Origin of the sequence: Thalassotalea sp. 1_MG-2023 (assembly GCF_030546745.1) — a bacterium.
Taxonomy (GTDB): Bacteria; Pseudomonadota; Gammaproteobacteria; order Enterobacterales; family Alteromonadaceae; genus Thalassotalea_C.
Genome location: NZ_JAUOPD010000002.1, coordinates 289,249 through 304,667, shown reverse-complemented (window position 1 = coordinate 304,667; position 15,419 = coordinate 289,249). Strand labels below are relative to the sequence as shown.

Below are 15,419 nucleotides of genomic sequence, written 5' to 3'. Positions count from 1 at the left end.
TTTGTAACCTAAGTTACTGGTAAAACATCATCACTGTGAGTGCCCACACAAATTGCATGATAACTAATTGTTAAAGAACTATTCTTACGAATATATTGATAAATCTCATTCGTTTATCAATGGGCTCTTAGGTTGCTGCCGTGTGGCTTTACCCTTGAGAGCGGATGCGCATTTTACGCATCTCAGTTTTGATGTCAACACTTTTTATTTAACTTTTTAAATAATTTTTTGTGTTGATGTTTTTTGCCTCAATGAAGTAAAAAACCTGTTCAAAACCGCTTCTTGGCTTGTCCCCGAGAAGTGGAGCGCATTGTAGAGATCTTCTGAAATGGATCAAGTACTTTTTGCATTATTTTGTTTGTTTGCAGGTTTTATAAGCAAACTGCTGTATTTATCGCTATATTTGTAGAAAAAACTCTCTCAAAAGGCCAATTTTGTATTTTTATACTATAACTTGATTAAAAAACAGGGCATTTATTACGCTTATCAGTTGCACAATAAGAAAAGCTCGGTAACATGTAATTGCAATTAAAAATTTGTATTTTAAAAATAATAATTAGGTAATCTTTATATGACTTCTCCGAAAACTACACAGATAGTGGCGGCAATAGTACTTGCTATTGTTGTTTACTTTATTGCTATCAGTATAGAACTTAACCCAGCAATTGTTGCTGCTATTGCATTTGTGTGCTCAATCTTAACTGGCTTTTTAGGTTCTGAAAGTACTGATAGTGTAACAGGCGACGTAAAAACACTTTATGTTGGCAATTTACCCTATAGAGCAAATGAGGGTGCAGTAAGAGCACTTTTTTCAGAATACGGTAAGGTGCACTCTGTTAGATTAATGAAAGACAAACACACAGGCAAACGACGAGGCTTTGGTTTTGTTGAAATGGCATCGAATGATGCAGATGGCGCTATTAAACAACTTAATGATTCAGAGTTCCAACAAAGAACACTGAAAGTAAGAGAAGCGAAAGAAAGGCCTGAAAAACAAAACGACGACGAATAACACGCACCTATAATATAGGTACGTTCAGAAAGTCGCTTATAAACAGCGACTTTCTTTTTATTAAATTCACTTAATTTACCTGAGAAGCAATAACAGCAATTCAATTGTTAACTCGTATTCTTTTCTGTTAACAGCCTATTTCAATCTAAATACCCGATATAAAGAGTATTCTTAAGTCTTTCAATAATGATGTGTAGAGCGTTATTCTTAGCCGTAGTATAAATAGCACCTATTTTCAGCATCATTAACCGACAACATTCACACTGTTTAAAGCTTAAGCCTAAAGAAAAAAGGCACTAATACTAGACAAAGCGACAAGGCGCGCTACACTTTGCGCTTTTTAAGTACGTTCACTATTAAGGCACATCATGTTTAGTCATATTGATCCAGAACTATACCAAGCACAACTTACTGAAAAGACCGTTAAAATGACTGAGCTTTTTCGCCCCTTTTCATCCGTTGAATTTGAAGTGTTTAGTTCAGAGCCTTTACATTATCGTCAACGTGCCGAATTTCGTGTATGGCATGAAGGAGACGATCTCTTCTATATAATGTTTAATCAACAGACTAAACAAAAATATCGTGTTGACACTTTTCCAGTTGCTAGTGAATTAATTAACACCTTGATGAAAGCCCTACTTGACGATATTCGTCACAATGAAACGTTACGCCGAAAGTTATTTCAAGTTGATTTTCTCACAACCCTAAGTGGTGAGGCTGTTATAAGCTTGTTATATCACAAGCAGCTAGATGAGAACTGGCATGAAGAATGTAAACAATTGAAACAACGGTTATCTTCTATTTGTCCGATTGATTTTATTGGTCGTGCTCGTAAACAAAAAGTGATTGTTGAAAAAGATTATGTTAATGAACGTCTGTCTGTGAATAATAAACAATATGTTTATCAGCAAATTGAAAATAGTTTTACGCAACCTAATGCAGGCGTCAATGAAAAAATGCTTACTTGGGCACAAAATGAGACCAAAGAAAAAGGCAGCGATTTAGTAGAACTATATTGCGGTAACGGCAATTTTAGTATTGCGCTAGCAGAAAACTTTGATCGAGTACTAGGTACTGAGATTTCTAAAACATCAGTCAAGTCTGCACAAAAAAATATTGAAGATAACCAATTAGCTAATGTTGAAATTATTCGCATGTCGAGTGAAGAATTTAGCCAAGCAATGAACGGTGAAAAATCATTCCGTCGATTAGCTGACTTAGACCTAACAAGCTATCAGTATGAAACAGTGTTAGTTGACCCACCTCGTGCAGGCCTTGACCCCGATAGTGTCGAATTAGTGAGTCGTTTTAATACTATTATATATATTTCGTGTAACCCAGAAACACTAGCTGATAACTTAAAACAATTAACTAAAACACATTATATTGAAAAGATGGCGTTGTTTGACCAATTTCCATATACCCACCACATAGAAACGGGGGTTATTTTAACGCGGAAATAGTTTATGTTTGCTCAGATTTAGTGTTCTCTATGCGGTTAGCGAGCTCCATAGCGCCACGAGCAATAAAACGTAGTTGGTGAATCGTTCGTTCTGATAAAAGCTCGCGCTCTTTGCTATCGGCATCTAGGGCATCTGATCCAGCGCTAAACACAATAGTAACCGCAGCGTTTGCTTGTAAATATGCTATTTCAGCATCAAGTCGGTTGGCTTGTTGTAAATAGTCACATAATTCTAATGTAAAATAGCTAATTTCACGATTTACAGCAGCACGAAATGCTGGCGACGTACCGGAACGTTCCCGGAGTAAAAGTCGGAAAATATTACCGTTATTCTCTATAAATTCCATGAAGGTTAACACGGATATTTGAATCACTGATCCCCCCTTTTCAATTCGTTGACGTGCTTGTCGCATTAATTGTCTAAGGGTAAGTCCGGCTTCGTCTACCAAGGTTAAGCCAAGTTCGTCCATATCTGAAAAGTGCCGATAAAAAGAAGTAGGTGCTAAGCCCGATTCTTTAGCTACTTCTCGTAGGCTTAAATTAGAAAAACTACGCTCTGCACTTAATTGATTTAACGCGGCATTAATAATCAGCCGGCGTGTTTTTTCTTTTTGTTGTGCTCGAATACCACTCATACTGATTCATTGTTCTGACATACATTACACTATAATACTCAAATAGTTCACGCAGGGGAAATTTCTAATAAACAAATACATACACATGTACACTTAAAAATTGAACAATTTATATTCAACACTTATTAAAACAATACTTGACTATAGATGAAGGAAATTTAAAATAGCTTACACTTGTACACTGAAATTAAATTAATCGAGCGATTAATGAAGAAACCTAAGATTATTTGGCTCAATGTAGCCGTTTTTGTCATCACCTTTTTATTTGCAGCCATTGCCGTTCCTTATCGAGCCTTAACTCATGGTTTTGATGCAGCCGAAATATTAATGGCTGTGGCGTGTTTTTGTTATTGCGGAATGTCTATCACGGCTGGTTACCATCGATTATGGTCACATAAAACCTACCAAGCACATTGGTCATTAAGACTCATTTATGCAATTGGTGGTGCATTTGCCCTACAAAATAGTGCATTACATTGGTCATCAGATCATCGCGTTCACCATAAACATGTTGATAAAAATGATGTTGATCCATATTCCGCTAAACGTGGCTTTTGGTTTTCACACATAGGCTGGATGTTACGAGAATATCAGTCTCATCGGTATAACGATTACGACAATGTAAGAGACTTACAAAAAGATGCTATCGTGATGTGGCAACACAAATACTATTTACCGCTTGTGCTATTAACCAATATTGGTATTCCTTTGTTATTTGGCCTTTGGCACGGTGATGTGATCAGTAGTTTATTACTTATCGGCTTTTTTAGATTGGTATTAAGTCATCATACAACGTTTTTCATAAACTCGTTGGCACACATTTGGGGCAAACAAACCTACAGCGAAAAAAACACTGCTAGAGATAATGGCTTAATCGCATTGTTCACCTTTGGTGAGGGCTACCACAATTTCCATCATAACTTTGAGAATGATTATCGTAATGGCATTCGTTGGTGGCAATTTGATCCAACAAAATGGTTAATAAAAGGTTGTGAGTACTTAAACTTAACGAAGAAATTACGCGTAAGCCCAGAAGACAAAATAATAAAAGCACGTGTTTCAATGGAGCTAAAGCGTAAACAATTAAAGCTTGCAGCTCACCCTAACGCAGACCAACTACTCGAACGATTACAACAAGAGTACGACCATTTAATCGTCAAGCTGAATGCTTTTTACGAGGTAAAAAAACAGGTACTTTTAAGCAAAAGAGAACAGATTATTGCAGACGTGGAAAAATCTGAATTATTACTACGCTATAAAGAAATTAAGTTTAACTTTCAACAACAACAACGTAGCTGGCAATTTTTTCTAGAAAAAGTTGCATAAATAACAAGTTACCAAAGCCTAATTTCAAAGCAATAAATTTACCTACCTCTTAATTCCTGCTAAAATTTTCGATTATCAGCAGGAATTAAGGTAACCCTTTTGGCTAAAAGTACTCCCTCTAAAAGCAATAAAATACATTTTGATTTTGACGCCATTATAATAGGTACAGGCCCAGGTGGCGAAGGTACCTCTATGGAGCTTGCCAAAAAAAATAAACGTGTCGCAATCGTCGAGCGTTATAAAGAAGTTGGCGGTGGATGTACTCACTGGGGAACAATCCCGTCTAAAGCACTCAGACAAAGCGTTTCTCGGCTCATCGAATACAATTCGAACCCCCTGTTTAGACAACATGAAAAAGCAAAACACCTGACCTTTTCCGATATTCTAAGTCACGCTTCCGCCGTCATCCGTAAGCAAGTACAACTACGTAGTGGTTTTTATGATAGAAATCGCGTGGAACATATTGTTGGTGAAGCTTCTTTCGTTGATAAACACACCTTAAAAATCATTAAGCCTGATGGTTCTATAGAAACGATTACCGCTAAACAAATAGTCATTGCAACCGGATCACATCCATATCGACCTGATGATATCGACTTCAATCATCCAAGAGTATACGATTCAGACACTATTTTATCGCTTAAACATGATCCTCGTTCGGTAATTATTTATGGCGCAGGTGTTATAGGAAGTGAGTACGCCTCGATTTTTAGAGGGCTGAGTGTAAAAGTCGATTTGGTGAATACCCGAGATCGCTTACTGTCCTTTTTAGATGACGAAATGTCTGATGCGTTAAGTTATCATTTTTGGAACAACGGTGTCGTCATAAGACACGGAGAGCAAATCAAAAGTGTTGACGCTACCGATGACCATGTCATTGTAAACCTAGAGTCAGGTAAAAAAATGAAGGCTGACTGTTTATTATGGGCCAATGGTCGTACGGGTAATACCGCAGCCTTACAATTAGAGAATGCTGGTTTAAAAGCAGACGGTCGCGGTCAATTAAAAGTCAATGATCTTTATCAAACTAGCGTAGATAATATTTACGCCGTTGGCGATGTCATTGGTTATCCAAGTTTAGCCAGTGCAGCTTACGATCAGGGTCGACTAGCAGCATATGCCATGATGGACAACAAAAGCACAGCGAAACTTATTGCTGATATTCCAACGGGTATCTACACCATCCCTGAAATCAGTTCAGTGGGCAAAACAGAACAAGAACTCACTGAAGCTAAAATTCCTTATGAAGTAGGTCGCTCGCAGTTTAAACATTTAGCAAGAGCACAAATTGCTAACAGTTTAGTCGGCTCACTAAAAATCTTATTTCACCGTGAAACCAAAGAAATTCTCGGCATTCATTGTTTTGGCGAGAATGCTGCGGAAATTATTCACATTGGCCAAGCAATTATGCAGCAAAAAGGTAAAGGCAATACGATAGAATATTTTGTAAATACTACCTTTAACTATCCAACCATGGCTGAAGCATTCCGAGTTGCCGCGTTAAATGGTCTTAACCGACTTTTTTAACATTTTTTCAAAGACGAAAAAATGAGTCAAAAAAAGGGGTCAGGTACAATTTAAGCCTAAATTGTACCTGACCCCTTTTTTTGTTTTTTTATATTCGTTTATAAATGATACGGTTTACTTAAACGGCGTACTGCATCAATAAAATAGCCGGCATGTTCAGGGTTTACATCAGGATGAATGCCATGACCTAAATTAAAAACGTGTCCGGTTTTCTCTTGGCCAAAACCTTTTAATATAGATGCGACCTCTTGCTCAATACGTTCTTTAGGCGCATATAACATTGAAGGGTCCATATTACCTTGCAACGCAACTTTATCGCCTACACGAGCTTTTGCATCTTCAATGTTAATGGTCCAATCTAAACCAACGGCATCACAGCCTGTCGCTGCAATTGATTCTAACCACATACCGCCATTTTTTGTAAAAAGCGTAACGGGCACACGACGGCCGTCATTTTCACGGGTTAAGCCATCTACAATTTTTGCCATGTACTGTAACGAAAAGTCTTTATAGTCGCGTGGCGATAGCACACCACCCCATGTATCAAATACCATAACAGATTGAGCACCTGCTGCTATTTGTGCGTTAAGGTAACTGATCACAGAATCTGCAAGTTTATCAAGTAACAGATGTAAGGTTTGTGGCTCTGCATACATCATCTTCTTGATTTTAGTGAAGGCTTTTGAGCTCCCCCCTTCTATCATGTAAGTTGCTAGTGTCCAAGGACTTCCTGAGAAACCTATTAATGGCACACTACCATCGAGTGCTTTGCGGATTGACCGTACCGCATTCATCACATATTGTAGTTCACCCTCAGGATCAGGAATACCTATTTTATCAACATCAGCTTTACAAGTAATAGGTCGTTCAAATTTAGGCCCTTCACCGGTTTCAAAATACAAACCTAAGCCCATTGCATCAGGTATAGTTAAAATATCACTGAATAAAATCGCCGCATCTAATGGAAATCGTCTTAATGGCTGTAAAGTTACTTCGGTAGCAAGCTCAGTATTACGACACAGTGCCATGAAATCACCCGCATCTTTGCGCGTTTCTTTATATTCTGGTAAATAACGACCTGCTTGACGCATCATCCATACAGGGGTGTAATCAACAGGTTGACGTAATAAGGCGCGTAAATACGTGTCGTTTTTCAATTCAGTCATTAAAATGCATCCAAAAAAAATAATGCGCGCATTCTACCACCGCGCTATTTATTGATCTATGTTCTATGTCAAATTGTTATGATGCAAAATATATAAAAGTACTCCCTACAGAAGATAGATAATTAACTATTCACTAAAATAAAATAAATTTTTGTTAACTTTTTTTTAATGACTGTTTTGCGATAAAACCCGCACATTGCTCAATATATAACCAACCTGATATATAGATAAATTTCAATGAATTCAGCAACCTCAGAAGGCATCTTAATTTTAGTGCTTTTTTAATACTCATTAACATTGTGCTAACAAGCCGTTATACGAAAAAACTCGTGGTATAAATGCTCTAATAAAGTTGTTGCATGGCAATAATCCCTTTGCTATAAATTGTCCCGCGCTAACGGAAAACAATAATAATAAAAAAACAAAAATTAATAAGAAGCTAGTAAAACTAGACCATACAGCGAGCATTTCAAGCCTTACTTCGGTAAGGCTTTTTTATTGCCTGAAATAATGTGTTAACATTAACGGACGTTAATATACAAGGGACACAGGCAATATCATGGATTTTATTCATTATTTGAAATTAATCAAAATTGACCAAAATATACGTTTAAAGCACCCCCAAGGAACCCCCAGTTGTTACTTTAAAAGTGGGGAGCATTTAAATGGCTAAACGATTCAATTTCACAATTGCCGCAATAAACAATATAGAAATACCTGAACAAGGTCGTATTGAATATCGAGATACTAAAGTTCCTGAGCTAACGGTACGAGTTACTTCTGCTGGCTCAAAGTCATTTTCAGTAGCTAAAAAAGTTGCAGGCAAAAATATTCGAGTCACGTTAGGAAAGTTCCCTGCAAACACAATCGAACAAGCTAGAAAAAAAGCACGAGAAAACTTACTACTATTAGAGAACGGCATTAACCCGATAGAAAAGAAACGTGAAGAGGTTATTCAAAATTTATCTGTTGTTGATCTTTATGAACAATACGAAGAAAACTTTAAAGCAAGAATAAAGGTAGGTGAACGTAGACAAAAATCATTAGATGACTTTAGAGTTCTGTAAATAACTGCACTAAGCATAACAACAATTAAACTGCTAGTTGTTAAAAAACATTGAAAAGTATAAACTGAATCGATTGAATTTACATTTATGGATGATGTTTTTAATGCTTTTATGGTTACGCTGTACGTTTCTTTTACTGTCTTTTTTTCTTTCCTTTCTTTCCTTTCCTACTTTTGCTGAAAAAGTTGAATTAGTAGATAATATTAATCAAACGCCTATTGATGCATGGGCAGGTAAATACTTAACGCCATATCAAAATAAATTATACTTTGTTGCTGACGGTGGGATTTTAGGCGAAGAGCTTTATGCTTATGACCCTAAAACAGGAGGAACATTACTAATCGCAGATATCAATATAGGGGAAGGCAGTAGCGATATTCATGACCTGCTTGTTTTTAATAACAAACTTTATTTCTTTGCGTTTGATGGTAAGCGGTATGGGTTATATCTATATGACGCACAAAATAATTTAAAAAATAAATTGAAAAGCTTTAGTAGTGTCGCAGGGGTAATTGATTACCCTAGTAATATTACAATTTACAAGGATGAGCTGTATTTCACAGTTGAAATATTTGGAGGGGGAATTATACATACATCACTTTATAGTTTCGATAGCGTAGAAGGAAAAGCCATTTTTAAATTTCGATCCGGTTCTGATTTAAATAGTAATTCTCAGCTTTTAGTGGTTGCAGATAAATTGTATATGATTTTACCTTGGGACTATTACGGGGGCATATATGTGTATGATAAGGATACAGATAAAACATCCTTTTTAGACGATGTTGCCGAAAATAACTTCGATGAAGTCATGGGATTCAGGGCATTTACGTCATTATTTACCTACAATGAGAAGTTGTATGTTAATTTTCCCTCTAAAGGTGTTGCTCGCTACGACCCCAAAGTTAATATCATTACTAATGCTACTCAGAACTTAAATGACTTTGAAATAACTGAATTATTAACGATTCAAGATAACAACCTTATACTCAGCCTTGAAAGCACTGAACTAGGGACAGAGCTTTATAGCTATAATCTGGTCACCAATGAATACATCTTAGTTGCCGATATTAATATTGGTGAAAATGACAGCTCTCCGTTGTTTGTGGCTAAACACAATAATAAACTGCTTTTTACAGCCGAAAATGATATTTACGGAAGAGAACTATATAGCTATGATTATGAAAATGGAGAAGTAAACCTTGCTGCTGATATTGTGCCAGAAGTAGAAGGCAGCGATCCAAATAACTTGGTTCTATTAGATGATAAGTTATATTTAACGGCAAATGATGTTAATCAAAAACGTAGCATATTTACCATAAGCCAGGATTTTTCTGAATATAAAGTCATAGAAAATTTTTCTAATTCAGATACGTCTAGTAGCTTGCCATCTTCATTTATTGAGTATAATGAACAACTCTATTTTAGTGCGTATGAAGGTAAAGCTGATAAAAATCAGCTTTACTATTATGATGCAGTAGAAAAACAAGTGGCTAGAGTATCGGATTCAGATATAGTTGAGCCGGGTGTTGAGTACCAAAGCAAACTATACTTTGCTAACAAATCAGGTCGAGGATTAGTTGCCTACAATGACGATACCAAAACTACCATTGTATTAGATAACTATGAACAAGGTTGGCTAATCAAACCTCAATCTTTAACAGTTGCTAATGACAAGCTTTACTTCATTAGTTCTTATAAATATTGGGATCTCACTGAAAATTTTTTTTATGCATACGATGCGAATACAAATACTTTTCAACCTTTACTCATTGATTATAACGGGATGCCAGATTATCTAACTGGGGATATGTCAGGTTTTATCGTTTACCAAAGTAATTTGTATTTCTACCTTGTTAATTATTATTCCCGAAACAAAATGGCTTCTGTTGAACTTTATGAGTTCAATACGGACTTGTCGGAGTTCAATTCAGTTTTTGAAATATCCTATCCCAGCACTAGATCAGAATTTCTAACCCACATAGCAAATAGCTTTTTTGTTGCAGAGGACAGACTATACTTCACTGCGCCGAACGAACAGGCGGAACAGCAATTATTTACATATGATGCTAATACTCAACAAGTAGTTCAAGTAGAGAATGTCCCTGTATCTAGTGCCGCGCCAATAATTAAAGAAAATAAATGGTACTTTCCAACAACAACACAAAATAGTGCAGCATTAAATATTTATGACACACAAACTGAGCAATCAACAATCGTTGAAGTGACGCCTTATATTGCAAGCACTGCATTACCTTATGACCTAACAATCTACAATAACAAACTGTATTTTAAAGTTGCGGATAATGGCATTATCTCACTGTATGATTATGACTTTAGCACACAAGAGATATCTTTAACTCTCGATGTAAGTACTGATAAGCCGGTAAACCACTTACATCACCTTTCTAAAATGAAGGTTTATAAAAATAAACTCTATTTCTCCGGCTTATTAAAAAATCACGGTTATGAGCTATTTAGCTTGCATTCTAACCATATTCCTGAAGGTACAATCGACATTATTGGCTCTGCCTTTGAGCATCAAACTATAACGGTAGTTAGCAGTATTGAAGATGCCGATGGTAAAGGTGAAATGAGTTATCAATGGTATAGAGACAATATAGCTATTGATGGTGAAACTAATAATAGCTATATAATCACATCAGACGATATAGCTAAGTCGATTACGGTAGTAGGCAGTTATTATGATGGTGAAGGTACTTTTGAACAAGTAACGAGTAACCCAGTTACCCCGACTAAAGCAAGTAGCCCTCAAGAAGAAAATCAAAAATCATCGTCAGGAGGTAGCTTTGGGTTTATTCTTTTTATCTTGTTTTTCATATACACATACAAGCAAAGAGCAATATTGAAATGCCTTTTATTACGAATAACGGATCTTGTGATCAAGTCAAGATTAGTTTTTAAGTATAGCTCTATGGCACATAAGTTATAAATGTAAATCTGTATGAATTAGAGTTACTCAGTGTATACATAGCCTCTACTCGTTCGGCCATATTTTGTGCAAAATATTGATTTTAATGTTTTTTAATTTCATTACTTTTAATAAGCTGTTAGTTAGTTTTTATATTTAACAGCTTATTAGAATTACTACTTAAAAGTCCCCCATACCCCCCTAAGAAATAAAAATAAAATTTAAACCTTTAAATACAAAGATTTACAAACCAATAACACATTGCTTCGGTAAGGCTTTTTTATTGCCTGACGTTCAATTATTCATTTTAATTTCTTATGTGAATTGATATATTGTTTTTATACTGTTAAAACAATATATTAACCAAACAAAGGATTGTGTTGTGAATTATTTTTTAGCTTTTGCTTTATGTTTATTAAGCTGCTTCCCTGCTCTCTCAGATCAATTAAAATTTAAATCCACTCAAAAAGATAAAGTACACCCCAATGAGCAATATATCGTTACATTAGAAGCGCCAAGCTTCTATCAGCAACTTAAAATGAATCAAAAAACTAACCAGCGAATTAAAAACAAATCACACATTAAGCAAGTCAAGGCTAACATCGTATCACAGCAAAAAGTTCTAATAGGCGATATACAGAATAAATTTAAGGGTAAAGTATCAGTAAATAAACAATTTGATAAATTGATTAATGCTGTTGTTATCAGCGCTTCTCCATCACAAATACATAAAATTTCATCGATGAGCTCAGTTAAGAGAGTCAACAGAGTTATTCAACATAAAATAACTTCGGCTTCCAATGTAACTAATATTGATCTAATTAAGGCTGATCAAGTTTGGTCCATTGAAAAAAACGGTGAAAAAATTACAGGGAAAAATATATCTGTTGGCGTATTAGACACTGGCATTGATTATACACACCCAGATTTAGGTGGTTGCTTCGGCGCGGGGTGTAAAGTTTATGGTGGCTATGATTTTATTGAAGGTGATAATGATCCTTTTGATAATGAAAGTCATGGTACTCATGTTGCGGGAATTATTGCTGCAAATGGAGAGTTAAAAGGTGTTGCGCCTGATGCGCGATTGCTGGCTGTTAAAGTGTGTGATGATTTTGGTATATGTGATAATTCTCATGTTATTGCAGGTCTTGAATATGCATTAGATCCTGACGGCGATCCTGCTACAGCGGATAGTGTTAATATTATCAATATGAGTTTGGGCTCCATTCAACATGATGAAGCACTGATTGAAGCTGTAAATAGTGCTGTTGAACAAGGTGTTGTTGTGGTTGTGTCAGCAGGAAACGATGGCTCTACACATAATGTAATCGGCTCTCCTGCTGATGCTGAAAAAGCAATCACAGTTGCCGCAAGTGTTGACAATCAAAATATTGCTGACTTTAGCTCAAGAGGCCTCCCTTCGTCAGGTATTGCTATATTAAAACCAGAGATAGCTGCTCCGGGGGTGTCAATAAACTCAACTTTACCGCATGGTGAATATGGCGAACTAAGTGGCACCAGTATGGCATCACCTATGGTGGCTGGTGTTATAGCCTTAATGAAACAATATTCGCCGCATCAAACACCAGCTCAAATTAAAGCATCATTAGTCTCAACAGCTTCACCAATAGTCAATGATTTACTAGCAGAAGGAAGTGGCTTGATAAATGCTTTGTCAGCAATAAATTTACCGATCGTTATTGATACGCCTATCATTTCATTCGGAGATAGTGATTTTTCTCAATATTTATATGAAGTCACAGCCCCGTTAGTTATTAGTAACCCAAACTCAGAAGAAGTTAGTTTTCCAATACACATTACTGAATCAGCACATCCATCCATAAGTTATCAAAGCGCTAAATCATCGATTACTTTAGCCGCAGGTGAAACTTTATCAATAGATTTAAGTATGAGCGTAAATATGAATGAATTACCTATATCGCAAGACTCGCCTGTCTATCAATCAGCAATTAACTTCAAAATTAGCGACAAAATTTATAATGTGCCCATTGTTTTTTTTCATCGCTCATATATCAATATAAATTTTATTAATTATCCTCAAAACTATTCTGATCTTATTATCCTAAATGAAGATGAAACTCACATTTATGATACCCAAATATGGTCGCCCTATAGCTTATCCGGACAAACAAAGCGCGTTTTTGTGCCTCCTGGAAATTATAAATTGATCGATTCTGCTAAAAATTCAGGCACTAATCCATTAAGAGAGACTACATTTCTTTTTTATCCCGATATTGTGCTTGAAAATTCTTACACAATAGATGTATCTGTTGAGCAAGCCACAACCAAGCTTCATTTTAACGTTGAAAATTTCAAGGGTAAAAAAATAAGTGGTGAGCGTGGTATGTCTAAAGACAGCCAAAAAGGCGTTAGTTTATCTATGTTTAATAAATCCACAGGGAAGTTTATTAAGAATAATTTTCTAAGCTTTGAGTTAGAAGCTGAGCAAGAAGCAACCTTCAGCTTTAATAGTATTCCTGATGGCTATACTTTTCATTTATTTTCAGAAAACAATAATGAACAAGCGACAGAGCACCACTCTTTCTCTTATAAATTCGATAGTCCTATAACGCAAGAACCATATGTTGAAATTAAAAAGGATGATTATAAAAAAATAAAACTTAATTATGCACAGCCTCCATTGTTAACAGAACCATTTTTAGATGCATTTGTTTATTCCCGTTGGAATATAAATGAACCAACTGAAGATAGCTTTGGGGAGTACTTCTCTTTTAATAATATTGAACAAGGGCGAACTTATTATTCAACAGGTTTAGGTGAGAACTTCAAATATTCTTACTTCAATGACCGTATAAATAATAAAGAATGGCATAATGAAGATCATATTAAGCTTTATGAAAGTCCTCATTTTAAACTTAATGAAGGCAAGCAATTAGCCATTTATAACTTTTATAATGACCAAGTCATTAAAATATTCGAACCAAGTGAACACTATCAACTTTCTGTTGGCAAATTATTACCGTTTTGGAGCGGTACAGTAAGCAAATTGAATAATGGAAAGTTTGTTTATAATTTCACTGATACCAATAGTAACGCATTCTTCAGAGATTCACATTATAGCTACTGGTTAGATAAAGTTAAAATATACACTAATAATTATGAAGACATTGTTAGTCATAATTATGCGCATTTAAATTTAGGAGCTATTACGCAATATATTACTCTTCCAATACAATCTGGGAAAGTTCAAACAGAAATTAGTTTTAATGGTTATATTATTGAAGATAGAACAAGTAATATTTCAACTGAACTAACCTTTGATTTAAATAATGAAAAATTTAGCCCGCCTGTAATACGAGATTTACAGATAATTACGGCTAATCATTTAACTCATCAATTGCAATGTAGAAAGGGCAGTATCTCTATTGAATTTGATGAAACTATAGTTGCTGAAAACATTCAACTATTTATTAAATCCTCAGATAACGGTGAGTGGCAGCAGCCTCCAATAATGGTACAAGACAAAAATGCAATTGTTAATCTTTCAGATATTTTACCCGGCTTTTATGATTTAACCTTTCATGTGCAAAATAGCGAAGAAAGTAGCTTGTCATATACTGCAGAACCAGCATTTCATGTTAGTAATAGTACATTAGATACCAATGATTGTGATGGAGATGGTGTTAATAATATTAACGATGATTTTCCATTTGATCCTAATGAATCAGTCGACACTGATAACGATGGCATAGGTAATAATGCAGATTCTGATGATGATGGCGATGGCGTTTCAGATAGTACTGACGCCTACCCATTAGATGCATCACGTAGTGATAACTCAAACACTAAAAACAATAACTTACCCAAGAGCTCTGACGACTCTGGTGGTGGTAGTATGTATGTTTTATTGCTATTGATCTTTACCAGCCGAATAGTGAGGTTGAAGAACAAATATGAGGATATTTACAAGAGTCTAACGCGTAAAATTCGTTACATATAAAAATAGAAGTTTTAACGACGATACTTTTACTGAATTGAGTTAGATAATAAAGGACTTTTGAAATGAATTATATAAAATCATTTTTAACAATTATTTTTGCGTTAACTACAACATACTTCTTTGATTTGACCCCCTCCACCAACGGAAGTGCAAATTGGAACTTTTACCTTATGTTTATGTGTTGTACTTTTATCTACGGAATTATACTTTCGATGATGTTCGACAAGTTGTATAAATAAGCATTGAACTTCGCTCTCTATTAATGAGTTCTTGATTGGCAGATACTATAAAATTTCGTGTTATTCTACCTGGC

General features: G+C 35.4%; 9 protein-coding genes. 7 read left to right on the top strand and 2 right to left on the bottom strand.

Annotation, left to right across the window (positions count from 1 at the left end):
- The first annotated feature begins 571 nt into the window (after positions 1-571).
- Both Q4489_RS02815 and trmA read left to right on the top strand, forming a co-directional pair.
- Positions 572-1,012: an RNA-binding protein gene (locus Q4489_RS02815; RefSeq protein ID WP_303476787.1), complete on the top strand. Its 441-nt coding sequence runs from the start codon at positions 572-574 to the stop codon at positions 1,010-1,012.
- Between the two features lie 368 nt (positions 1,013-1,380).
- Positions 1,381-2,475 (top strand): tRNA (uridine(54)-C5)-methyltransferase TrmA, encoded by a 1,095-nt coding sequence (gene trmA / locus Q4489_RS02810; protein ID WP_303476784.1) that lies wholly within the window; start codon positions 1,381-1,383, stop codon positions 2,473-2,475.
- 1 nt (position 2,476) lies between these two features.
- On the opposite strand, the gene fabR is transcribed toward trmA, so the two are convergent.
- Entirely contained in the window at positions 2,477-3,109 is a 633-nt protein-coding gene (gene fabR / locus Q4489_RS02805; protein WP_303476781.1) for an HTH-type transcriptional repressor FabR, read from the bottom strand.
- Positions 3,110-3,316: 207 nt separating this feature from the next.
- Here fabR and Q4489_RS02800 point away from each other — a divergent pair, with 207 nt between their 5' ends.
- Both Q4489_RS02800 and sthA read left to right on the top strand, forming a co-directional pair.
- Positions 3,317-4,435, top strand: a complete 1,119-nt coding sequence (locus Q4489_RS02800) for a fatty acid desaturase (RefSeq protein ID WP_303476778.1) — start codon at positions 3,317-3,319, stop codon at positions 4,433-4,435.
- A 99-nt stretch (positions 4,436-4,534) separates the two neighbouring features.
- A complete protein-coding gene (gene sthA / locus Q4489_RS02795; protein ID WP_303476776.1) occupies positions 4,535-5,962 on the top strand; it encodes a Si-specific NAD(P)(+) transhydrogenase in 1,428 nt (475 codons plus the stop codon).
- 98 nt (positions 5,963-6,060) lie between these two features.
- On the opposite strand, the gene hemE is transcribed toward sthA, so the two are convergent.
- Complete coding sequence (gene hemE / locus Q4489_RS02790; protein WP_303476774.1) at positions 6,061-7,128, bottom strand: uroporphyrinogen decarboxylase; 1,068 nt, start codon at positions 7,126-7,128, stop codon at positions 6,061-6,063.
- A gap of 665 nt (positions 7,129-7,793) precedes the next feature.
- Between hemE and Q4489_RS02785 the strand changes: the two genes are divergently transcribed.
- From Q4489_RS02785 to Q4489_RS02775, 3 genes are all read left to right on the top strand, one after another.
- A complete protein-coding gene (locus Q4489_RS02785; RefSeq protein ID WP_303476771.1) occupies positions 7,794-8,195 on the top strand; it encodes an Arm DNA-binding domain-containing protein in 402 nt (133 codons plus the stop codon).
- 103 nt (positions 8,196-8,298) lie between these two features.
- On the top strand, positions 8,299-11,145 hold the full coding sequence (locus Q4489_RS02780; RefSeq protein ID WP_303476768.1) for a hypothetical protein: 2,847 nt from the start codon (positions 8,299-8,301) through the stop codon (positions 11,143-11,145).
- A gap of 361 nt (positions 11,146-11,506) precedes the next feature.
- Positions 11,507-15,106 carry a S8 family serine peptidase gene (locus Q4489_RS02775; protein WP_303476766.1) on the top strand — a complete coding sequence of 1,200 codons (3,600 nt, stop codon included), beginning with the start codon at positions 11,507-11,509 and terminating at the stop codon, positions 15,104-15,106.
- The last annotated feature ends 313 nt before the right edge of the window (positions 15,107-15,419 follow it).

What these genes read in the sequence shown, in the direction of transcription:
- Q4489_RS02780 (WP_303476768.1), top strand. Translation starts at nt 8,299, where the DNA reads ATGCTTTTATGGTTACGCTGTACGTTTCTTTTACTGTCTTTTTTTCTT.
- Q4489_RS02815 (WP_303476787.1), top strand. Translation starts at nt 572, where the DNA reads ATGACTTCTCCGAAAACTACACAGATAGTGGCGGCAATAGTACTTGCT.
- Q4489_RS02785 (WP_303476771.1), top strand. Translation starts at nt 7,794, where the DNA reads ATGGCTAAACGATTCAATTTCACAATTGCCGCAATAAACAATATAGAA.
- hemE (WP_303476774.1), bottom strand. Translation starts at nt 7,128, where the DNA reads ATGACTGAATTGAAAAACGACACGTATTTACGCGCCTTATTACGTCAA.
- fabR (WP_303476781.1), bottom strand. Translation starts at nt 3,109, where the DNA reads ATGAGTGGTATTCGAGCACAACAAAAAGAAAAAACACGCCGGCTGATT.
- Q4489_RS02800 (WP_303476778.1), top strand. Translation starts at nt 3,317, where the DNA reads ATGAAGAAACCTAAGATTATTTGGCTCAATGTAGCCGTTTTTGTCATC.
- trmA (WP_303476784.1), top strand. Translation starts at nt 1,381, where the DNA reads ATGTTTAGTCATATTGATCCAGAACTATACCAAGCACAACTTACTGAA.